The organism is Streptacidiphilus melanogenes, from assembly GCF_000787835.1.
Taxonomy (GTDB): domain Bacteria; phylum Actinomycetota; class Actinomycetes; order Streptomycetales; family Streptomycetaceae; genus Streptacidiphilus; species Streptacidiphilus melanogenes.
In genome coordinates this window covers 1-20,936 of record NZ_BBPP01000003.1, presented here as the reverse complement: position 1 = coordinate 20,936, position 20,936 = coordinate 1, and the positions used below count along the sequence as shown (strand labels likewise).

Annotated in this window: 23 protein-coding genes; 16 read left to right on the top strand and 7 right to left on the bottom strand. The window is 74.3% G+C overall.

Annotated elements, in window-relative coordinates:
- Nucleotides 1-68 precede the first annotated feature (68 nt).
- Entirely contained in the window at nt 69-230 is a 162-nt protein-coding gene (locus TR49_RS43500; RefSeq protein ID WP_160311529.1) for a hypothetical protein, read from the top strand.
- On the opposite strand, the gene TR49_RS03915 is transcribed toward TR49_RS43500, so the two are convergent.
- On the bottom strand, nt 212-1,123 hold the full coding sequence (locus TR49_RS03915; RefSeq protein ID WP_052433992.1) for an alpha/beta fold hydrolase: 912 nt from the start codon (nt 1,121-1,123) through the stop codon (nt 212-214). The two genes, TR49_RS43500 and TR49_RS03915, sit on opposite strands and share 19 nt — an antisense overlap.
- 446 nt (nt 1,124-1,569) lie before the next feature.
- Here TR49_RS03915 and TR49_RS03910 point away from each other — a divergent pair, with 446 nt between their 5' ends.
- The 4 genes from TR49_RS03910 to TR49_RS03895 all read left to right on the top strand — a co-directional run bounded on the left by TR49_RS03910 (nt 1,570) and on the right by TR49_RS03895 (nt 4,219).
- On the top strand, nt 1,570-2,586 hold the full coding sequence (locus TR49_RS03910; protein ID WP_152627049.1) for a rod shape-determining protein: 1,017 nt from the start codon (nt 1,570-1,572) through the stop codon (nt 2,584-2,586).
- 78 nt (nt 2,587-2,664) lie between these two features.
- Complete coding sequence (locus TR49_RS03905; protein ID WP_042366112.1) at nt 2,665-2,892, top strand: hypothetical protein; 228 nt, start codon at nt 2,665-2,667, stop codon at nt 2,890-2,892.
- A gap of 179 nt (nt 2,893-3,071) precedes the next feature.
- Nucleotides 3,072-3,251 (top strand): hypothetical protein, encoded by a 180-nt coding sequence (locus TR49_RS43495; RefSeq protein WP_042377181.1) that lies wholly within the window; start codon nt 3,072-3,074, stop codon nt 3,249-3,251.
- Nucleotides 3,248-4,219, top strand: a complete 972-nt coding sequence (locus TR49_RS03895; RefSeq protein WP_042377179.1) for a HesA/MoeB/ThiF family protein — start codon at nt 3,248-3,250, stop codon at nt 4,217-4,219. The genes TR49_RS43495 and TR49_RS03895 overlap by 4 nt, the downstream gene beginning before the upstream one ends.
- Before the next feature lie 22 nt (nt 4,220-4,241).
- On the opposite strand, the gene TR49_RS03890 is transcribed toward TR49_RS03895, so the two are convergent.
- Both TR49_RS03890 and TR49_RS03885 read right to left on the bottom strand, forming a co-directional pair.
- Nucleotides 4,242-4,922 (bottom strand): DUF429 domain-containing protein, encoded by a 681-nt coding sequence (locus tag TR49_RS03890; RefSeq protein ID WP_042377177.1) that lies wholly within the window; start codon nt 4,920-4,922, stop codon nt 4,242-4,244.
- Nucleotides 4,923-4,980: 58 nt separating this feature from the next.
- Nucleotides 4,981-6,402 carry an MFS transporter gene (locus TR49_RS03885; RefSeq protein ID WP_042377175.1) on the bottom strand — a complete coding sequence of 474 codons (1,422 nt, stop codon included), beginning with the start codon at nt 6,400-6,402 and terminating at the stop codon, nt 4,981-4,983.
- A 244-nt stretch (nt 6,403-6,646) separates the two neighbouring features.
- On the opposite strand from TR49_RS03885, the gene TR49_RS03880 reads away from it, so the two are divergent.
- Nucleotides 6,647-7,507, top strand: coding sequence for a helix-turn-helix domain-containing protein (locus TR49_RS03880; RefSeq protein WP_042377173.1), 861 nt, complete (start codon nt 6,647-6,649; stop codon nt 7,505-7,507).
- Nucleotides 7,508-7,514: 7 nt separating this feature from the next.
- On the opposite strand, the gene TR49_RS03875 is transcribed toward TR49_RS03880, so the two are convergent.
- Nucleotides 7,515-8,084, bottom strand: coding sequence for a GNAT family N-acetyltransferase (locus TR49_RS03875; protein ID WP_042377172.1), 570 nt, complete (start codon nt 8,082-8,084; stop codon nt 7,515-7,517).
- Nucleotides 8,085-8,253: 169 nt separating this feature from the next.
- Here TR49_RS03875 and TR49_RS03870 point away from each other — a divergent pair, with 169 nt between their 5' ends.
- Nucleotides 8,254-8,592 (top strand): nuclear transport factor 2 family protein, encoded by a 339-nt coding sequence (locus TR49_RS03870; protein WP_042377170.1) that lies wholly within the window; start codon nt 8,254-8,256, stop codon nt 8,590-8,592.
- Between the two features lie 44 nt (nt 8,593-8,636).
- Here TR49_RS03870 and TR49_RS03865 read toward each other — a convergent pair whose 3' ends face one another.
- Both TR49_RS03865 and TR49_RS03860 read right to left on the bottom strand, forming a co-directional pair.
- Complete coding sequence (locus TR49_RS03865) at nt 8,637-9,179, bottom strand: GNAT family N-acetyltransferase (RefSeq protein WP_042377169.1); 543 nt, start codon at nt 9,177-9,179, stop codon at nt 8,637-8,639.
- The gene (locus tag TR49_RS03860; RefSeq protein ID WP_042377163.1) at nt 9,176-10,168 is read right to left on the bottom strand and encodes an aldo/keto reductase family protein; all 993 of its coding nucleotides are present in this window, start codon (nt 10,166-10,168) and stop codon (nt 9,176-9,178) included. The genes TR49_RS03865 and TR49_RS03860 overlap by 4 nt, the downstream gene beginning before the upstream one ends.
- Before the next feature lie 265 nt (nt 10,169-10,433).
- On the opposite strand from TR49_RS03860, the gene TR49_RS03855 reads away from it, so the two are divergent.
- From TR49_RS03855 to TR49_RS03820, 9 genes are all read left to right on the top strand, one after another.
- Complete coding sequence (locus tag TR49_RS03855; RefSeq protein WP_052433991.1) at nt 10,434-11,759, top strand: MFS transporter; 1,326 nt, start codon at nt 10,434-10,436, stop codon at nt 11,757-11,759.
- Between the two features lie 2 nt (nt 11,760-11,761).
- A complete protein-coding gene (locus TR49_RS03850) occupies nt 11,762-12,478 on the top strand; it encodes a thiamine pyrophosphate-binding protein (protein ID WP_042377162.1) in 717 nt (238 codons plus the stop codon).
- 55 nt (nt 12,479-12,533) lie between these two features.
- On the top strand, nt 12,534-13,439 hold the full coding sequence (locus TR49_RS03845; protein WP_042377713.1) for a transketolase family protein: 906 nt from the start codon (nt 12,534-12,536) through the stop codon (nt 13,437-13,439).
- Between the two features lie 237 nt (nt 13,440-13,676).
- Complete coding sequence (locus TR49_RS46280) at nt 13,677-13,811, top strand: hypothetical protein (protein ID WP_268874050.1); 135 nt, start codon at nt 13,677-13,679, stop codon at nt 13,809-13,811.
- Nucleotides 13,812-13,912: 101 nt separating this feature from the next.
- Complete coding sequence (locus tag TR49_RS03840) at nt 13,913-14,779, top strand: JmjC domain-containing protein (RefSeq protein ID WP_042377161.1); 867 nt, start codon at nt 13,913-13,915, stop codon at nt 14,777-14,779.
- A 4-nt stretch (nt 14,780-14,783) separates the two neighbouring features.
- Nucleotides 14,784-15,662, top strand: a complete 879-nt coding sequence (locus TR49_RS03835; RefSeq protein ID WP_042377160.1) for a hypothetical protein — start codon at nt 14,784-14,786, stop codon at nt 15,660-15,662.
- A 4-nt stretch (nt 15,663-15,666) separates the two neighbouring features.
- Nucleotides 15,667-17,826, top strand: a complete 2,160-nt coding sequence (locus tag TR49_RS39615) for a S9 family peptidase (RefSeq protein WP_052433990.1) — start codon at nt 15,667-15,669, stop codon at nt 17,824-17,826.
- On the top strand, nt 17,823-19,106 hold the full coding sequence (locus tag TR49_RS03825; RefSeq protein WP_052433989.1) for a YcaO-like family protein: 1,284 nt from the start codon (nt 17,823-17,825) through the stop codon (nt 19,104-19,106). Before TR49_RS39615 ends, TR49_RS03825 begins: the two co-directional genes overlap by 4 nt.
- A 98-nt stretch (nt 19,107-19,204) precedes the next feature.
- Nucleotides 19,205-19,897: a TfuA-like protein gene (locus tag TR49_RS03820; protein ID WP_052433988.1), complete on the top strand. Its 693-nt coding sequence runs from the start codon at nt 19,205-19,207 to the stop codon at nt 19,895-19,897.
- A gap of 64 nt (nt 19,898-19,961) precedes the next feature.
- Here the strand turns inward: TR49_RS03820 and hutG are convergent.
- Nucleotides 19,962-20,936 (bottom strand): formimidoylglutamase (hutG, locus tag TR49_RS03815; protein WP_042377159.1); only part of this gene is annotated, 975 nt, incomplete at its 5' end.

Genomic DNA, 20,936 nt, shown 5'->3' with positions numbered 1-20,936 from the left:
TCCTGACGGCTCGTCAATAGCCTCGAACCGCAGGACTTCTGGCGCAGTCGATCCCTTGGGGTGGTGCCGTGTTCTCCCGATCGAACCTCACGACGCTCGGTGCGCTGCTCGCAGTCCTGCTCGCCGCCGCGGCGTTCACGGCCGCGGCCGCCGCGGGCCAGGTCAGGCCCGACGCGCCGACGCCGCAGCAGCACCACGTCCCGCTCGTCGTCTACGGGCAGGCGTCGTAGACGACGTCGAGGCCGTCGACGGCGTCGCGGCGCGGGCGTCTCGGCGGCGGGCCGTCGGACAGCGGCTCGTCCGCGACCGTGCGGACCGCGTCGGCGATGGCGTCCGGCCGGTCCACCGGCATCAGGTGCAGGGCCCCGTCCACCTCGACGTGGCGGCCCTGCGGGCTCATCTTCGCCTGCGCCTCGTACACCTCGCGGTCGGCGCCGGGGGCCGAGAGCACGCACAGCGGCACCTCGGGGAAGGGCGCGCTCTCGCGCAGCTCCGCCAGCTCGGCGAGGAGGTCGCGGACCAGGACACGCTCGACCAGCGCCTCCGTCAGACAGTGACCCGCGCCGTAGGCGGAGCGGTAGGCGTCCCCGACGTCGGACTGGTCGCCACGGCGGACCGACTGGGTGCGCATCCCGAGCCGGCGCACGCCCGGAGCCACCAGCTGGCTCAGCCCGGCATGCCGGAAGGCGCCGCCGACGACGCGGGCGGCGCGCACCCGGGCGTCGCGGCGTCCGAGCACCTCGCCGGTCACGTTCGGCGCGTGCGCCTCCACCAGCACGGCCCCCGCGACCCGCTCCCGGTGGAGCCGCGCGAACGCCTCGCTGTACAGGCCCCCGAGCGAGTGCCCGCAGACGACCACCGGCGCGCGGACGCCGACGGCGTCGAGCAGGGCGGCGCTCCAGGCGGCGCGTAACGCGAGGCTCGGCACGCCCGGGGCAGGCTGGCTGCGCCCGAGGCCCGGCCGGTCGGCGCGCAGCACGCGCAGGCCGTCGTCGCCGGGCCGGAGCCCGGGGCGCAGCTCCGAGACGACCGGGTCCCAGCCGAGCCATGAGCCGCCGAGGCCGGACTCCAGCAGCGCGACGGCGCCACCAGGCTGTCGGCCGCCCTCGTCGACGAGGTGCACGGCCCGCCCCCAGACCCGCACGAACCGCCCCGGAGGGCGGCGAGGCGGGAGTAACGGCAGTGACAGCACAGGTTCCTCCCTGGACTCTCCCGGAACTGGGCTCCGATGGGCCATGGAAGCGTCGCAGGGAAGCTGACGGACTGTCAATAAAAGTGGAGCGTCCGGAACATGGGCCTTGCCGACGCGATCCTCGGCCACGGACGGGCCTGTGCAGGGGCGCCTGTCCCTGCCCGGCCGCAGCGCCGAACCGGCCGACCCCGCGTCGCCGGGGCTCAGGCCGCGCCGGTGCCCCGACGCGCCGGGGCCCGGACGCGCCCGCCGTACGCCGCACGGGCGGCCTCGTTGGTCCGATCGGAGCCCCACGCTTGGCGGCCCCGGCGGTACACGGTCCACCGTGGTGCTCGATGTGGTGGAGAAAGTGACGTGCCTCAGGGAGAGGAGCACTCGTGCGGCGAGACTGGATGACCTCGGTGGCCGCCGTCGACCTGGGCACGGCCAGGATCCGCGTCTGGCATCCCCAGCGCGGCCCCGTGCTCGACGAGCCGTCCCTCATCGCCCTCGACGAGCAGCAGGGGCATGCCTGCGCCCTCGGGGCGTCCGCGCACAGGATGATCGGCCGCCTGCCGCACGGCCTGACCATCCGCCGCGCCGTGGCCGCCGGCCGGGTGGCCGACTTCGAGGCGGCGCTGCTGCTGGCCCGGTACGCGCTGGACCACGTCCGCCCGTCGCGCCTCGCGCGACGCCGCACGGTGGTGACCGCCGCCCCCGTCGACAGCTCCTCGGTGCAGGTCAGGACGCTGGAGCAGGCGCTGCTGCGGGTGGGCGCCCACCAGGTCGTGGTCGTCCCTGCGCCCGTGGCCGCGGCGCTGGGCGGAGCGCTGCCGTTCACGGACGGCAGGGGCGGCATGCTGGTGGACCTCGGCGCGGGGACCGTCGACGTCGCCGTGTTCGCCCGCGGACGGATGGTCGACGCCACCTCGCTGCCGCTCGGCGGGGACGCCCTCGACGAGGCCGTGGCGGGCTGGGTGCGCCGGGAGCACCAGGCGGCCCTCGGGCCCGTCGCCGCCGAGGCCCTGCGGATCGGCGGCGGGGCGGACGGCCCGGCGGCCGCTGCGACGCCGCTGCAGACGCGCGGGCGGCACCTCGGCACGGACGCCAACCAGGTGGTCTACGTGCGCGCCGACGAGGTGCGGCAGGCGTGCCGACCCGTCCTGCTGGAGATGGCGGGCGCGATCCGGGTCACCCTGGCCCGCTGCCCGGAGGAGCTGCGGGCCGAGATCGCCGAGCACGGCGTCGTGCTCACCGGCGGACTGGCCGGGAGCGGCTGGGCGCGGGAACGCCTGCAGGAGCTGGTCGACGTCCCGCTCCGGGCGGCGGACGCGCCGGAGACCCGGACCGCCGAGGGCCTCGCCCTGCTGGCGCGTTCCCCCGAACGCGCGCTCGAGTACGCCGTCCGGGCCTGAGGTCCGCTCGCCTCGGCACACCCGGGGATACGCTGGGACCGTCCGGCGCCCCACGCGTCGCACAGGAGGTCGGCCGCCATGCTGCACCAATACGAACTGAAGGCCGAGCACCGCCCCGTCCCCGGCGGCGGTCGGCGCGTCCACATGTGGCACGTCGTCCGCGCGGACGAGCAGTCGGGGCTGTGCGGCTACCACCTGGCTCCGAACGCCGAGACCGGCCGGATCGCCGACCTGGAGGAGCTCCCCGGGCACCGGTGCGAGACCTGCCGCACCGCCTACCGCTCCGCCCTCCCGCCACCGGACTGACGGGCCGTCGACGCGCCGCCGCGGCGTCCACGGGCCCGTGCCCGACCGGCGAGGTCGGGCGCGGCGGCGTAGCGTGGAAGGGCGCCGGCGTCCCCCACCCGGTGTGGCGGGCACGGTTCGGCGTGTACACCCGAGTGGTCCGCAGCAGCCCTGGAGCAGGGCTGGAAGGAGGGCTTCACATGGGCGCGGCACCGGAGATCCTGCAGGAGGCGGAGCTGACACCGCAGGAGGCGCGGGAGAGCGAGCAGGAGTGGTTCCTCGACGCCGAGACCGGGGAGCTCAAGCCGGAGGAACAGCCCGACGGAGATCCGCGGGACCGGCCTGGGCCGGTCCGGGTGGCCCGCTGGACCTTCGATTGACGGGGGCGACCGGGCCCACGGGGCCTGACCCCCTCGGGCCGACTGAGCCGACCGAGGACCGCGTCTGGGCGCGGCACCGTCGCCTGACGGGCGCGGTCCTGGTCGTCGGCGCGGGTGCGGTCGGCGGGTTCCTCGCGGAAGAACTCGCCCGGATCGGCTTCAGTCCGCTCCGTCTGGTCGACCGCGACGTGCTGGAACCGGAGAACCTGGTGCGCCACCCGCTGGGTGCGCCTCAGCTGGGCCGGCCCAAGGCTCCGGCCCTGGCCGCCGCGATCGGCCGGGCGTTCCCGCCGTGCGAGGCCACCGGCCTGCACGCGGACTTCCTGGAACTGCCCGACGAGCAGCAGCGCGCGCTGGTGCGCGAGGCCGACGTGGTCGTGGCCGCGACCGACTCCCCGGCCTGCCAACGCCACGTCAACGCCCTCGCCCTGGAGGTGGGACGACCCGCCGTCTACCCGGCCGTCTGGGTGGATCCCCGGATCCGCGACGCGGAGGTGGGCGAGATCCTCTGGGTGCTGCCGGACCGGCGCACCCCTTGCTACGAGTGCGCGGTGGCGTTCCGGCGCGGCACGGCCGACGTCGACGCGGCGCGCGGCGCGCGCGTCGACATCCAGCTGGTCTCGCTGGCTACGGCCCAGGTGGTGACCGCGCTGGCCCACCCCGCCGACGACCGCGCGGGCATCCTCGACCCCGAACGCAACGCGATCTACCTGCACGGGCTGACTCCCACCTCGCCCGGTGTCCGCGCCACCTTCCCCGCCGTCGGACTGAGCAGCCGCAACGTGCGCGTCCCCTTCCCCGCGCGCCCCTGCCCCGCCTGCCTGGTCAGCCGCGCCACGGCGCCGGACGCGGCGGGCGCGGACGCGGCGGCGGACGGGCCGGGCCGGCTCACCCCGTGGGTCGCCGTCGCCGTCCTCGTCTCAGTGGTCATGACGCTGCTGGTGACGGCCGCGTTCGGGCACCCGTAACGACGCGCCGGTCGAGGGGCCGTCACCAGCGGATCGCCACGTCCCTTCCCGCGGCGTCGTGTTCGGGCGAGGCCGGGACGCGCCCGGAGGTCCCGAGGACGATCCGCCGCGCGGACCAGGCCGCGGCGGCCGCGTCGAGCACGTCGTCGGCGGGGATCCGGTCGCCCTCACCCAGCGAGTCCGGGAGCACGATCCCCGCACCGGCCAGCAGGGCGCGACGCAGGTTCTGGCCGCGCCAGGTCTTCTTGGCGTGGCTGAGCGTCGTCCCGCCGGCCAGGGCCTGGAACGACAGCTCCGGGTGGACCTCGTGGACCCGGCCCGGGTCACGCAGCCAGCACGCGCGCGCCTCCAGCAGTTTCGGCGCCAGCGCCCACGCCTGGCGGCTCAGGCCGTTCCCGGTCAGTTCCCGGCAGCGCGCGGCGGCCGCGGCGTAGTCCGTCTCCCGCCACACCACCCGGGGCGCCACCAGGAACACGCTGCTGCGCCGCGCTCCCAGGTGCAGCCTCGCCTCCAGGTCCGCGCGACGCCAGCCGGCTTCCAGCAGTCCCAGCGGCATGTCCACCGCGACGGCCCGGACGTTCCCCGCGCGCTCGATCAGCGCGTCGAGCCGCAGCTCCACCAGGGTGCCGGCGTAGGCGCCGTCCACCAGCCCGACTCCGATCCATCCGTGCTTCCCGCAGGCATCGACACCGAGGACGTCCATGGACCCATCCTCCTCCCGCCGTTCGCTCGTTGGCCGTCGCCGCCGGGAGCCGCCGCGGTCAACCGCGGGGCAGGAAGAGGCGGGAGAGGGCGGCGGTGGCCAGGAGCAGGCCGGCGACCGCGAGAAGCCCGGCGCGCATGCCGGCGAGGGAGAAGCCCCCGTCCGGGGCGGCCAGCAGGCTGCCGAAGAGGGCGACGGCAAGCGCGCCGCCGGTCTGGCGCAGGGAGTTGAGCAGTCCCGACGCGGTCCCGGCGCGCTCCATCGGGACGGCGTCCATCAGCAGCGCGGTCAGCGCGGGGACGAGCAGCGCACCGCCGACGCTGAGCGGGACGAGCAGGACGAGCACCAGCCACACCGGGGTGCGCGCAGCCAGCGGCAGCATGGCCAGCATCGCTCCCGTGAAGACCACCTGCCCGGCGACGATCACCGGCCGCCGTCCGATCCGCTCGGCGAGCCGCGGCGAGACCAGGTTGGTGGCCGTCACCACGGCGGACATCGGGATGAACATCAACCCGGCCTCCAGACCGGACATCCCGCGCAGCTGCTGGTAGTAGAGGCCGAGCAGGAAGATCCCGCCGTAGAAGGCGGCGTTGACGGCGAACCCGACGACCAGCGGCACGGCCACCCGCCGGTCCGTCAGCATGCCGAGAGGCACCATGGGCTGGCGGTGCCGGGCCTCGACGACCCGGAAGGCGCACCCACCGGCGACGGTGAGCGCCGCGGCCGCCAGGACGGGGGCGCTGGTCCAGCCCAGATGGCCGCCCTCGATCACGGTGAAGGCCAGCCCGGCCAGTGCGAGAACAGCGCTGAACTGGCCGCCGAGGTCGAGCGCGGCGGGCCGCCGCGGGGAGCGGGGAACGCGGAGCAGCAGGGCCAGGATCACCGCGCCGACGGGCAGGTTGAGCAGGAACACCGCGCGCCAGCCGGCGGTGTCGGTGAGCAGCCCGCCCAGCACCGGGCCTGCCGCCATCGCGACCGATCCGCCGACCGTCCAGAGCGCGATGGCGCGGGCGCGCGCCCGGGCGTCCTCGTAGGCCTGCCGGATGAGCGCCAGCGACGCGGGCATCACGACAGCGGCGGCGCCGCCCTGCGCGACCCGGGCCGCGACCAGCGCGCCGATGCCGGGCGCGAGCGCGCAGCCCAGCGACGCGAGGGTGAACAGGGCCACGCCCCAGGCGTAGGCGCGGCGCGCACCGGCACGGTCCGCGAGCGCGCCCGCGGAGAGCATCAGCGCCGCGAACATCAGGGTGTAGGCGTCGACGACCCACTGGAGTCCGGCCATGCCGCCGCTGAGGGAGTCGCGGATCGCGGGCAGCGCGATGTTCACGGCGGAGACGTCGATGGTGATGACGGTGAATCCGAGCAGGGAGGCGACCAGCGCGAGGCCGGTGCGCCCGCGCCCGGCGGGAGTCGGCCGGGCCGGGCGCGGCTGCCGTCCTCGCGGTGCCGCGGTCGTCGTCGCGGCGTGTGTGGCAGGCATGGTGAACCCCCGTAGGCAGGTGTGGCTGGTGTCCGTCCGTCGCGGACGCGCGGGCGGCCGCATCCCGCCGGGGCCGCGGCCCGGTGTCGTGCACCCCCTGGGCCCCGGCGGCCGGGCCGCCCGCTGCGAGATCCACTTTCCTCCCCTGCCCCGGGCGTGTGGGAGACCGCGCCGTACCGGGGTGCCGCGTTCCAGGCCCTGACACGGCCCCCCACGCACGGCCCCCACCTGCCACAATGGGCCGATGGCGACAGCAGTGGACGCGCGGGGCACCGAACTCGGCCGGTATCTGAAGGCCCGCCGCGCGCAGGTGCGCCCGGAGGACGTCGGCCTTCCCGCCGGGGCGGGCCTGCGGCGCACGCCCGGCCTGCGCCGTGAGGAGCTGGCCACGCTCGCCGGGGTGAGCGTGGACTACTACATCCGCCTGGAGCGTGGCCGGGAGACCAACCCTTCCACCGCCGTCGTGGACGCCCTCGGCCGCGCGCTGCGCCTGCGCGGCGACGCGTACGAGCGCCTGCACGAGCTCGCGGAGCTGGCCTCCGGCCGGGTCTCCGAGCTGCCGGCCAGCTCGGACGACACGGTCCGCGACTCGGTGCTGCGCCTGCTGGAGTCGGTCCGCCCGCTGCCCGCCTACGTGGTGAGCCGCTACAACCGCCTCCTGGCGGCGAACCAGCCCGGCCGCCGGCTCCTGCCCGGCCTGTGGGAGTGGCCGCAGAAGCAGCGCAACCTGACCCGCTACATGTTCCTCCACCCCGTCGGCCGCACGCTCTACGAGCCGTGGGAGGAGACCGTCGCGCTCTCGGTGGCCCACCTGCGCGCGGTCGCCGGGGCCGACCCCGACGACCCGGAGCTGACCTGCCTGATCGGCGAACTGGTGGTGAAGTCCCCCGAGTTCGCGCGGCTGTGGGACCGGTACGACGTCTGCGAGCGCGGCGGCGGGGAGAAGAACTTCCGCCATCCCCACGTCGGTCCCATGACGTTGACGTACGAGGTCATGCGTCTCGCCCGCACGGGCGGCCAGCGCATGGTCGTCTACCAGGCAGAGCCGGACACCCCGCACGAGCAGGCCTTGCTCCGCCTGGACTCCCCTGCGGGCGAGGACTGACATCACGTCAGACCGGCATCGAGAAACGCCGGTCGACGTGCACCCGGGAGAACTCGCCCCGGAGCCGCTGCTCGTCCGCGAGCGGCGCGTGCGCGAACACCAGGATGGGCCGCAGCCCCGGCCGCGCCTCGGCGACCGCGCGTCGCGGCTCGGCGGGGTCGGTGTAGTGGAACGCGTAGACGTGCAGGTAGTGGTCGCTCTCGGCGAAGCCCGAGGAGCGGTACCAGGCCAGCGTGTCCACGTCGTCCCTGGTCCAGGCGTCGAGCGTGCTCGCGCCCGCGGCACGGGCCCACTCCCTGGCCCGCTCCAGCAACTGCCGCCCCAGCCCCCGCCGCCTGTGGTCCGGGTGCACGGCGATGGTGTCGATGGTCGCCAACTCCCCCTCGATCCCGGCATCCAGGATGGCGACGACGGCCCCCGCCCCGTCGAGGGCGACGAGTTCGAGCCCGGGCGCGGCGATGTCCGGCTTCGCGGGGACGACGGAGTCGTAGAAGGCGGTGTCCAGGAAGGCGAGCACCCGGCAGCGCAGCCAGGAGTTCTCGTCAGCGGGCGTGTACGCGCGAATGGTGTAGTTCACGGTCGTGGTCCTCTGCAGGCGTGAAGGGGCAGGTCTTCGGCGGTCGGCTGCAGAGTGTCGTCGTCACCCGGGGATCCTCTCCGGCCCCTCTCCGGCGGGCAACCGGATTTCCGGGGGCCTACCCTGCTGGGAGACGGCCGGGACCGGCCGAACCGAGGAGGTGCGCCGGATGAGCGTCGACGCGTCGAGCGTGGTCAGGGCGGCCTTCGCCCACTACCGGGCCCAGGACCGCGAGGCGGCCCTCCCCCTGTACGCGGAGGACTTCACGTTCACCAGCCCGCAGGACGACCGCATCGACAAGCGCGCGTTCTTCGCCCGCTGCTTCCCCACCGCCGACCGGTTCACCGAACAGCGGCTGCTGCACGTCACCCCGGCCGACCCCGAACTCGTCTTCGTCCACTACGAGTACCGACTCACCTCGGGCGAGCGGTACCGCAACATCGAGGCCATCACCGTCCATGACGGCCTGATCCGCGACGTCCAGGTCTTCTTCGGCGGCCGGGTGTGACGACGTGGTCGTCGAGCTCGTGCCGGAGCGGCGCGGCGGACGGGTCAGCCGAGGAGGCGTTCCCAGAAGATCTCGTCGCGCCAGCTGCCGTTGATGTGGATGTGGTGGTGGGCGAGCCCCCAGGGGGAGAAGCCGTTGGTGCGGAGGACGTGGTGGGAGGCGAGGTTGTCGACCTGGGTGTGGGCCTCGGCGCGGTGGAGGCCGAGTTCGGTCGACATCAGGTGGAGGACCGCGTCGACGGCGCGGCTCGCGTGTCCGTGGCCTTGGGCGCGGGAGGAGACCCAGTAGCTGAGGAAGCCCTTACCGAGGGGGCCGCGGAGGATGGTGGCGACCGTGATCTGGCCGATGACGACGCCGTCGGCGAGGATCACGCCGGGCCAGGTCCGGCCGGCGCGGTGGTCGTCGAGGGCGCGGTCGATCCGTTCCGTCTGGGCGGGCCCGGTGTAGAAGCCCTGTGGACGGGCGGGCTGCCAGCGGGCGAGGGCCGCGGCGTCCTCGGTCAGGTGGGCCAGGATCGCCGAGGCGTCGGCGGGCTCGACCAGCCGGACGGAGGTCGTCGCGCGCCCGTTCTCCACCGTCGTCGTCATCGGCCGTAGCTCGTGGGGTGCGCAGGGGTCTTGGCGGGGTCGCGTTCGATCACCGGGTCCAGGATCTCGTCGATGCGCTTGAGCAGGTCGTCGTCGAGCTCGACGCCGGAGGCGGCGGCGGTCTCGGTGATCTGGTCCGGGCGGGTGGCACCGACGATCGCGGCGGAGACGTTGGGCTGGTGCAGCACCCACGCCACGGCCAGCTGGGGAAGGGTGAGTCCGGCCTCCTGCGCGAGCGGTGCGAGCAGCGCCACCCGGGAGAGGACGTCGTCCGCGAGGGCCCCGTCCGCGATCTGCGAGCGGGCGTGGCCCGCCGCGCGCGAGCCTGTCGGCGGGGCCTCGCCCGGCCGGTACTTGCCGGTGAGCAGCCCCTGCGCCAGCGGCGACCAGGCGAGCTGGCCCACGCCCTCGCGGGCGCACAGGGGTGCGACCTCGGCCTCGATGACGCGCCAGAGCATGTTGTACTGCGGCTGGTTGGCGACGATCCGGTCCAGTCCCCGCCCCTGCGCGAGCTCCAGGGCCGCGCCGATCTGGTCGGCGGTCCACTCGGAGACGCCGATGTAGAGGATCTTGCCCTGCCGGATCAGGTCGTCGAAGGCGCGCAGGGTCTCCTCCAGCGGGGTGCGCGCGTCGAAGCGGTGGGCCTGGTAGAGGTCGATGTAGTCGGTGCCCAGCCGCTTCAGCGAGGCGTGGACCGACTCCATCACGTGCTTGCGCGACAGGCCCCGCGCGTTGGCTCCCCCGCCCACGGGTGCGCCGGCCTTCGTGCAGATCTCCACGGAGTCCCGCCGGACGGTCTTCAGCACCTGGCCGAGCACCGCCTCGGCGCGGGTGGCGCCGTACACGTCGGCGGTGTCGATGGTGGTGATGCCCGCGTCCAGGGCGGCGCGCGCCACGTCCGCGGCCGACTTCTCCGTGGTGCTGTACCAGCTGCCGTAGGCGATCTCACTGACCCTCAGACCGCTCCTGCCAAGCGCCCGATGCCTCATGGGCATGAGGATAGGGCGGGTCCGACGGGCGCGGACCGGCGCGGCGCCGACGCTCCAGCGCTGCTCGACCGTCGTTCCAGCACCCCTGTGGCGATGCTCCAGATTCCCTCGAGTCCGTGGACGGCCGGGCTCGACCCGGATTGTGGCCCGCCCGGCTACGGTCCCGGGGCCGCGCAGAGCCACCACCCGGCGCCCCGCGTGGAACTGACCGCCGCCCGGGACGGGCACCACCGGCTCGAGGCCTCAGGCTGGAGGAGTGTGAGAGATGCAGCAGACCCTGCAGCGCGTGCTCGCCGCGGTCGTGCCGCGGCCCGGGCACGAGCGCCGACTGGCCGCGATCAACCTCGCCTACGCGATCGGCCGCGGGGTCTTCCTCAGCGGCAGCGTCATCTACTTCACCGGCATCACCGGGCTCTCGGCCGCCCAGGTCGGTCTGGGCAGCTCCGCGGCCGCGCTGTCGGGCTTCGGCTCGACCTTCCTCTCCGGGGTTCTCGCGGACCGGGTCGGGGCCAAGCGGATGCTGGTGCTGCTCTTCGCGCTCCAGGTGGTCGGCTTCTCGCTCTACCCGGCCGTCCACAGCGCCGTCGCCTTCTACGTGCTGATCTCCGCGGTGGGCTTCGTCGAGTACGGGGTCGGCCCGACCCTGGGCGCGCTGGTCAGCGAGGTGACCCCACCGGACCAGCGGGTGCAGGTGCGGGCGATCCTGCGAACCATGTTCAACATCGGCTTCAGCGTGGGCAGCGCCCTCACCGCCGTGGCGCTGCTCGGCGGGCACACCCTGTTGCGGGTCCTCCCGTGGGCGAGCGCGGTGCTGCTGCTCGGCGCGGCCCTGCTGATCCTGCGGGTGCCCGGCAGCACCACCCCGCCCGGCATCGGGCGCCGTCCCATGGGCGCCCTGCGCGACCTGCGCTTCCTGTCGGTGACGGCGCTGTCGGTTCCGCTGGCGCTGCACGCATCGATCCTGCTGGTCGCCCTGCCGCTGTGGACGGTGACGCGGACCTCCGCGCCGCACGCGCTGGTGCCCGTGCTGATGATCGGCAACACGATCCTGTGCGTGTTCCTCCAGGTCCACACGAGCAAGGGCGCGGAGACCGTGCGCGGTGCCGCCCGGCTGGCGCGGCGCGCGGGTCTCTGGCTGGTCGGGGGCTGCGCCGCGGCCGCGGCGACGGCTTACGGCGGCGCGGTCGTCGCCTCGGTGGTGCTCTGCGTGTCGCTGCTCCTGTTCACCATGGCCGAGTTGGACCAGTCGGCCTCGGGCTGGGGTCTGGCCCACGGGCTGGCGCCCGAGAACGCGCAGGGCGAGTACCTGGGCGCCTACCATCTCCACATCGTGGCCCAGGGCGTGCTCGGGCCGGGCATCGTCGCGGCGGCGACCACCTCCTACCGCGCGTGGGGGTGGGCCGCGATCGCCGTGGTCGTGCTGGTGGCCGGCCTGGTGATCGTGCCGGTGGCGGACGCCGCCGAGCGCCGGCGGGTGGCCGCAGCCGCGGCCGCCGGGAACGTCGAGGTCGAGGACGTCGCGAGCGTCGGGAACGGCGAGGTCGCGAGCGTCGAGACGGTCGCAGGCGTCGAGAGCGGAGCAGCACGGTGACGATGACCCGGACCTCGCGCCCCGTCGGCTCGGACGGACGCGCGGACCTGTCGGAACTGAACGCGCTGATGGCGCAGATGACCGGCGACGAGAAGCACAGCTGGGCCGCGACCTCCACCCTCGACGTGCTGTGGGTGCTGTACGACCGCGTGCTGCGGGTGACCCCCGAGATGGCGGAGGACCGCGACCGGTTCTTCCTGTCGAAGGGTCACGGGCCGATGGCCTACTACGCGGTGTTGGCGGCCAGAGGCTTTCTCGCCCGTGAGGAGCTGCCGCGCTTCGGTGTGTTCCGGTCGCCGCTCGGTCACCACCCGGACCGGATGCTGGTGCCCGGCGTCGAGATCTCCAGCGGATCGCTGGGCCACGGGCTTCCGCTGGCCGTCGGCACCGCGCTGGGCCTGCGCGCCCGGGGGCTGGCCGACTCGGACGTGTGGGTGCTGCTGGGCGACGGCGAGCTGGACGAGGGCTCCAACCACGAGGCGATCGCCTACGCGGGGCGGGTCGGCCTGGACCGGCTGAAGGTGGTCGTCATCGACAACGCCTCGGCCAGTCACGGCTGGCCGGGGGGCATCGAGGCCAGGTTCGCCGTCGAGGGCTGGTCGACCGCCCGGGCCGACGCCCGGGACCACGGGGCGCTGGAGGCCGCGTTCAAGGAGCACTCCCCCGGGCGCCCCCACGTGGTGGTCGCCGAGGTGGAGGAGCCCAGCTCCAGTCACTGACGCCACGGAAGCCGAAGGACCGAGAAGGAAGAGGGGGAACGCCGTGCCCGGGATCATGCGGGAACGATTCGTCGAGGTGACCACCGACCTGCTGGACCGGGACGAGCGGCTGGCCCTGGTGACCGCCGATCTGAGCGCCAAGCTCTTCGACCGGGCCCGGAGCCGCCACCCGGACCGGGTGCTGAACCTCGGCATCCGCGAACAGCTGCTGATCGGCGTGGCCGGCGGACTCTCCCTGGCGGGCCTGCGGCCGATCGCGCACAGCTTCGCGCCGTTCCTCGTCGAGCGGCCCTTCGAGCAGATCAAGCTCGACCTCAACCACCAGGGAGCCGGGGCGGTTCTGGTCAGCGCCGGGGCCTCCTACGACATCGCGGGAGGCGGTCGCTCACACCAGGCGCCGGGAGATGTGGCCCTGCTGTCGACCCTGCCGGACTGGACCGTCCATGTCCCGGGTCATCCCGACGAGGCCGAACAGCAGCTGCGCACGGCCGCGGCCGCCGCGGACGGGTTGGTCTACCTGCGGCTCTCCAACCAGGGCAACGCCCGGGCACACGGCCTGGTGGGAGGCGCCGCGACCGGTCGGCTGCGGGTGCTGCGCGAGGGCGGCGCCGCCACCGTGGTGGCGGTCGGGCCGCTCGCCGACACCGTGCTGGAGGCCACCGCGGGGCTGGACGTGACGGTCCTGTACGCGGCGACCGTGCGCCCCTTCGACGCGACGGGACTGCGCGCGGCCCTGGACGGTCAGCGGGAGGCCGCGGTGGTGCTGGTCGAGCCCTACCTCGCCGGAACCTCCTCGGCCGAAGTGGCCCGCGCCCTGGTGGATCTGCCGCACCGTCTGCTCGCTCTCGGCGTGGGCCACGACGAGCTGCGCAACTACGGGAGCCCGCGGCAGCACGCGATCGCCCACGGGCTCGGCCCGGCGGGGCTGCGGCTGCGGATCAGCCGCTTCCTCGCGCACTGACACCGGGCCGGCCAGGTTCCGGTACGCCTCGCATTGCGCTCGAACTCCTCTTGCGCTCCCCTCGAATTCCCAGTGGATCGCGCGGCACTGAAATATCGCTGGAGCCTCGATGGACCGGAAGCGGAACCGGACGACAACCTCTTGCCCCCCGGAATTCTCGGATTGTAACGTCAGTATTGCTCGCAGCGGGCGGGAATCCGCTCGTACCAACACGTCGTCCCCAGATGGAGGATGAACATGTCCAGCAGCAACAAGAAGGTGAACCTCGACTCCACCAGCGAGGAGGCGCTCCTTTCCGAGGCCGACTCCGAGGTCGAGGAGCTGTCGGAGCAGTCCCGCCCGATGACCATGTCCGAGATCAACGAGGCCTGATCTCGTCCCTTCCGAGGGAATTCCTGGGGGCGCCTCCGGGCGCCTCCAGAATCACGTCCGGCGACCGCTTCAATTCTGCACCGAATTTCCGAGGACCGGCCATGGACAATCAGCACCCCCTCCTTCGTCTCATCGACGACCACGACCTGCTGGGCAGTTACTGGAACCGCAGGCACGGCCTGTTCCGAGCGGCCTCGCCGACCGACGGCCTGCTCGACGAGGCCGCCGTGCAGAGCATCCTCGACGCCGGCCTGCTGCGCTGGCCGTACTTCACGATGCTCAAGGAGGGGCAGCAGCCCGCCGTCACGGAGTTCACCAAGAAGCGCGAAGTCGGCGGACGGCCGGTCGGCGGCTTCGCCGACCCGGTGCAGGTGCGCCGGCTCCTCGCCGACGGCGCCACCATGAAGCTCAGCCAGATCGAGGACTGGCACGCGCCGACGCGCGCGCTGATGCAGTCGATCGAGGCGCGGCTGTCGGCCGAGCTCAAGAGCTACCTCTTCTACACGCCGCGGGACAACACCGGCATGCTGCCGCACCGCGACGGCTCGCACGTCCTCGCCGTGCAGATCGCGGGCGCCAAGGAGTGGCGGATCTACGACGAGGAGGGCCAGATCGACTCCCGCTCGGGGCTGGACGTCGACGTGGACAGCCACTCGCACCGCTTCGTGATGGAGCCCGGTGACGTCCTCTACCTGCCGCACGGCTTCCCGCACGTGGCGACGGCCAAGAACGGCACCTCGCTGCATCTCACCTTCACCATCACCGAGCCGACCCCGAAGGACCTCGTCGAGTCGCTGCTGTCGCTCCTCGTCGGCGACGGCGGAGGCCTGCCGCTTCGCGACCACCGGCGCAGCCCGGCGGAGGAGGGCGAGGCGGTGACCAAGGCGCTGCTGGATCTGGTGGGCAGCGTCGACGGGCGGGTCCTGGTCGACACGGCGGTCGCAGCGATGCGGGACAGGACGGTGTGAGGTCATGACCCAGACCTGGCAGGCAGAGACCCAGCGGGCCCGTGGCGCGGACCTCCCGCAGCTGACCGCCCTGGTCGGTGACGCGGACCGGTTCCTCTCCGAGAGCTGGGCGCTCTCCCCGGTCCGTTTCCACGGCGCGCTCCCCCCAAAGTTCCTGACGGCGGAGCAGATCTGGTCGATGCTCGACGGCGGCCCGCTGCTCGCGCCCTACGCGGCGGTCCTGCGCGAGGGCGCGGCCGTGCCGGCTGCCCGGTGGACGAAGACCCGCGTGGTGCTCCAGCGACCGATGCCCGGCTACGTGGACGGCGCGGCGGTCAGGGAGCTGTTCGACGAGGGCCACACCGTCCAGCTGGAGCGCGCGGACCACTGGCACGCCGAACTGCAGCGGACCGCCGCAGGGTTGGGCGACGAGCTCGGCGCGGACGTGCGCGCCTCCGTCGTGCTGGCCCCGGCGGGAGCCGTCGTCCCGGTCGTCCCCGGCGCCGCGCACCTGTTCCTGGTCCAGCTCGGCGGCGCGTCCCAGTGGACCGTGGAGGGGCCGGGGACCGATCCGGTCGCCCTGCACCCGGGTGACACCCTCTACGTACCGGACCGGCGGGCGGAGGTCACCGGCAGGGTCACGGCCGAGGCCACCGACGGGGGCTCGCTGCTGCTGGTCCTGCGGGTGCTGCGGTCCAGCCCCCTCGATCTGGCCCGGCGCGCGCTGAACGACTTCCTCGCCGGTGAGCGCGCCGACAGGATCGCCGGGACCCACCACTACCTGACCCCGGCCGAGAAGGTGGCCTGGCTGCGCGAGGAGCTGACCGCGCATCTGTCGATGCTCGACGCGGCACGGCTCGCCGCCGACACCCTGGACGCGCGTCGGCGCTCCGGCGGAGCGTGAGCGGATGACGCCGGTGGGCACCGTCCGCGACGGGCAGGAGCTGGTGGACCGCCTGCTCGCCCCGCCGCGGCTGCTAACAGCCCGCCGCCTGCCCGGCGGGCTGCTCCTCGAAGCCGAACTGAGGCGCGACACGCGCCCGGTCCCGGTGCCCTACCTGCTCGGCTACTCCCCCTCCGCCGCAGGCGGTTGGCGGCTGACGCACGCGCACGCGGCGGCCCGCCGCCCGACCGTGCTCGACGCCGGCGACTACCTGTTCCTCTCCGACCGGCGCCCTGCCCGGAGCGACGTGCCGCACCATCACGGCAGGTCGCTGTGGCGTCACCGGGCGGACGCGCCGCGGACGCCGCAGCAGGTCCTCAGCGTGCCCGGTGGCGTCGAGTCCTACGCCGCCACCGCCTCGACAGTACTGATCACCTGTTGGGCGCCTTCCGGCGCGACGAGCCTCCCCGCGACTCAGGAGGACCAGGACGGACGGACGGCGACGCTGGTCCGGGGCGACCTGTGGCCGCGGTCCCGCTCGCGAGCGGGCCGTGCGGTGCTGCGTCTCGCCCGCCTCCGGCCAGCGTCCGGCCCGAAGGCCGAGACCGTTCCTACGCTGGAGCTGCTGCCCGTCGCCCTCGGACCCGACACGGAACTGACCCGGGAGCTGGCGCTGACCCCGGACGGCGAGCACGCGGCCGCCGGGGTGGTGCGGTTCCTGCGCGGCGGTCATCGGCGCTTCGGCCTGCTGCTGTTCCGTCCCGACCGCCCCCACCTCGCGCGCGTCGTCTGGGCCGACGGCGATCTCACCGAACCGGTCGCCGCCCCGGACGGCTCCGTCTTCGCCTGCGTCTCGGAACGCGTCGCCACGCCGGGGCTCGGCCCGCGCCAGGAGCCGGTCCTGGTTCCGGTGGACGGATCGGATCCGCGCCCCTTGGCGTCGCACCACCCCGACTGGCTGCGCCCGGGCAGCTGGAACGGACCCGACGAACTGCTCTGCCTCGGCGAGCGGGACGGGCGACGCCTGCTGTGGCGGGCGCGCCTCTCCGCGGGAACGGTCGAGCCGGTCGCCGACCTGGTGGGCTCCGTCCTCACCGTCACCGCCGCCGAGGGCGAGGCGTTGGTCGTCCGCTCGGACATCGACCTGCCGCCCGAGGTGGTGTCCGTTCCCCTCGCCGACACGGGTCTGTCGCCCGGTGACCCGGCGCCGGAGACTGCCCGGCCGATCCGCCCGGATCACTCGGGCGACTCGACCGCACTCCGCGGGGCTGCCGCCGGCCGGAGGCGCCGGAACCCCCAACCCGCCCGGCCGGGTCCGGGCGGGCCCACCGGGCGGGTTCTGCTCGCGCCGGCCGCCGCGCTCACCCCCGCGGGACGCGTGGAGCGGCTCCGCTACGAGGCCCCCGACGGCAGCCGCTGGCTCAGCAGGCTCTGCCTGCCCCCGGGCCTCCCCGAGAACCCGCTGCCACTGCTGGTCTGGTGCCACGGAGGGCCGCTGCTGAGCTGGACGGACTGGTCCTGGCGGTGGAACCCGTGGCCCTTCGTCGCCCACGGCTACGCCGTGCTGATGCCGGATCCGCCGCTCTCGCTCGGCTACGGCCAGCAGGCGGTGGACCGCGGCTGGGGACGCTGGACCACCGAGGTGGCCCCGATCGCGGCCGCGCAGGTCCGCGCGGCCCTGGCCGAACGGCCCGAGCTGGACGGGCGGCGCCTGGCCACCATGGGCGGGAGCTTCGGCGGGTACCTGGCGCTGGCCCTGGGCACGCTGCTGCCCGGCGTCCGCCTGGTGGCCGGGCACGCGGGCTGGGCCGACTTCACCGCCGTGGCCCGCGCCTGCGACCTGCACTGGCACTGGCTGCGCGAGTACGGACCCCTGGGCGCGGACGCCTACGCGCGCGAGAGCCTCTCGCTGGCCGGCCTGCCCACCGACGTCAAGGTGCTGCTCTCGCACGGGTGCGAGGACCCGCACGTCCCAGTCGGCGAGGCGCGGGCCCTGTACCGGTTGCTCGACGCCCGCGGCGTCGACGTGGAACTGATGCTGCTCCCCGAGGAGGAGCACGCCATCAGACGACCGGCCAACGTGGCCGCCTGGTACGCGTGGGTGCTGCGCGCCTGCCACGCACGGCTGGATCCCCCGAAGCGGCCCGACGGAACCCGACGACACGAGGAGGCCGGCGCACGATGACCACGGTCACGCCGACGACGGCGACGCAGGCCGCGCCGCTCGAGCACTGGTTCCCGACGACGGGTCAGGGCCCCGGCACCTCCTTCGAGACCTCGCTGCGCTCGCGGACCCTGGAGCAGACCGAGGCGCTGGCCAGGGCCTGTCTTCCCCGTTGCGGGATCACCCGGGTCGCCGACGTCACCGATCTCGACATCCTCGGCATCCCGGTCTTCCACACCATGCGCCCCGGCGCGGCGCCCGGCCTCAACACCGTCACCAGCGGCAAGGGCGTCACGGCCGCCACCTCCCGGGTCTCCGCGCTGATGGAGGCCATCGAGCGCACCTGGTGCGAGCCGCCGCGCGACCGGGTGCCGCTGCGGGCGAGCTACGCCCAGCTGCGCGCGCGGGACGTCCCGGTGCTCGACCCCAGGCGCCTGGTGCTGCGGCGCGGCCACAGCTGGACACCGGAAGAGCCGATCAGCTGGTGGCCGGCCCGGGAAGTGGTGAGCGGCCTCGAGGTGCTGGTGCCGGCGCTGGCGGTGTTCACGCCCTTCCCGGGCGAGTGCGGCATGCTGCGCTCCAACACGATCGGGCTCGCCTCCGGCAACAACCCCCAGGAGGCGCTGCTGCACGGCCTGCTGGAGGCGGTGGAACAGGACTGCACCGCCTTCGGCGAGACGCTGCGGCGCGGCTACCGGATCCGCCCCCGCTCGCTGCCGTCCGGTCCGGCGGAGCTGCTGGAACGCTTCCAGCAGGCGGGCGTGGAGGTGCAGGTCTTCGGTTACGTCAACGACATCGGCGTGCCCGCCCTGTTCGCGACGACCGACGACACCAACGCCGAGGACGGCATGCTCATCAACGGCGGCGCGGGGTGCAGCCCCGACCCGGTGGTCTCGCTGACGCGCGCGCTGACCGAGGCGGCCCAGTCGCGGCTGGCCGTCATCAACGGCGCCCGCGAGGATCTCAACGCCCAGGCGTACCGACGGCACGCCTCCTACGAGGAGATGCGGGAGATGTACCGGCGGTGGAGTCTCGACCGGGTCGAGACGGACTTCGCGGACGAGTTCCGCAACGAGAGCACCGGCAGCACCGCAGGGGACCTGGACCTGGTTCTGTCCCGGCTGGAGAAGGCGGGGCTGACGGTCGTGCTGGCCGTCGAACTCGCCCCGGAGGACCTGCCCTTCTCGGTGACCAAGGTCATCGTGCCGGGCCTGGAGGTGCACCACCACGACCCGCGGCGGCTGGGCCTGCGGCTCCACCGCGAACTGGTCCGGACCGGAAGGGCGAAACCGCTGTCATGACCGGGATGCCGAACACCGACGCCGTCGCCCCCACGTCTGCCGCTGCCTCTGCGTCTGCCTCTGCCTGGGCCTCAGCTGACGAGGAGCACGCGGGGGTCGTGGTCTTCACCGGGCCCTCGCTCCGCCCTGCCGATCTGGACGCGCTGCGCGCGCTCGCCGCCGCCCGCGGGCGGGAGCTGGTGCTGCGCCCGCCCGTGTGCCGGCTCGACCTGCTGGACCTGGCGGAGACCTCGCCCAGGCACCTGATCGTGATGCTGGACGGCGAGTTCGGGCAGCGGCTGTCGGTCAGCATCTCCGAGGTGCGCGAAGTGCTGGCTGCCGGACTGCGGTTGACCGGGGCGTCGTCTATGGGCGCGCTGCGCGCGGTCGAGTGCCGCCCGCTGGGCATGACCGGCAGCGGCTGGGTCTACCGCCAGTACCAGTCGGGAGTGATCGAGTCGGACGGCGACGTGGCGCTGCTCTACGACCCCGAGACCTACCTCCCCGTCACCATCCCCCTGGTCAACGTGCGGTGGCTGCTGGCACGCCAGGAGCGCAGCGGACGGATCCCCGCAGGCACCCGCCACAAGGCCCTGCGGGTCGCGCACGCCGTCCACTTCCGCGACCGGCGTCCCGCCCTGCTGCTGCGCGAGTGGCAGCGGGCCCTGCCGGCGACCGTCGTCGACGGGCTGGCCGGGGAGCTCCGCCCGGACCGGCTGGACGGCTGGGACCGCAAGCGGCTGGACGCCCTCGAGGCGGTCCGGAGCGCGCTCGGCGCGGACGACGAGGCCTCGATCGCCGCCGTCCGGTGAGTTGGTGGTCGCCGGGCTGCGGGCTGTCCGGGTCACGCAGCCCGGCGACCGGTTCGGGGATGCGTCAGCCCGCGTCCTGGGCCGAGGTGACCAGGATCCGGTGGAGCAGGCGCGCCGCGGCGCGGGCGGTGCGGTGGTCCAGGTCGAGGTCCGGGTTGAGCTCCGCCACGTCGACCAGGAGCGGCTTGCCGCTCGCCGCGACCTTGGTGCAGACGTGTTCGACGATCTCGATCGGCACGCCGTAGGCGGCGGGGGCGCTGACGCCGGGTGCCGAGGCGGCCGGGAGGACGTCGAGGTCGATCGTCAGGTGCACGACGTCGCAGCTCGCCAGGAACGCGTCGACGAAGGTCTCGACGCGGGCCCGGTCGAGTGCGCCGCACTCGGTGTCGGGGAGGTAGCGCACGCCCAGGCGCTCGGCGGTGCGGAACAGCGCCGCCGTGTTGCTGGGCTGGCTGACGCCGAGAACCCAGTAGTTGAGCCGGCGCCCGGCCTCCTCCTCGTCCCGGGCCATCTGCAGGAACGGGGTGCCGGAGCTGGGCCGGGGTTCGTCGCGGAGGTCGAAGTGGGCGTCGAGGTTGAGCACGCCCAGCCGCCCGCCGTCCCGGAGCAGCCTGCTGCCGTTCAGGCCGAGGTAGCTGCCGTAGGCGACCTCGTGGCCGCCACCGAGGACGGCGACGCGGTGACCTCGGTCGAGGAGAGCGCCGACCGCCTCGCCGAGGCGGCGGTGACCGGCCTCCAGGTCGCCGTCGGCGACCTCGATGTCGCCGACGTCCAGGGCGGACTGACGCGACGGCAGGGCCATGGAGGCCAGCGCGGCGCGCAGCTCGCGCGGGCCGTCGGCCGCGCCCTGACGCCCCCGGTTGCGGCGCACGCCCTCGTCGCTGCGGAAGCCGACGAACGCGGCGTCACCGGGCAGGGCGGCGGACGGGTCGAGGGAGACGACGTGGTGCCAGCGCAGGTGTTCGGCGCCGGGGCCGTCGTCGCGGCCCGACCACGGGGTCGGGGCGATGTCGACGGCCAGGGCGAGTTCGGTCGGCAT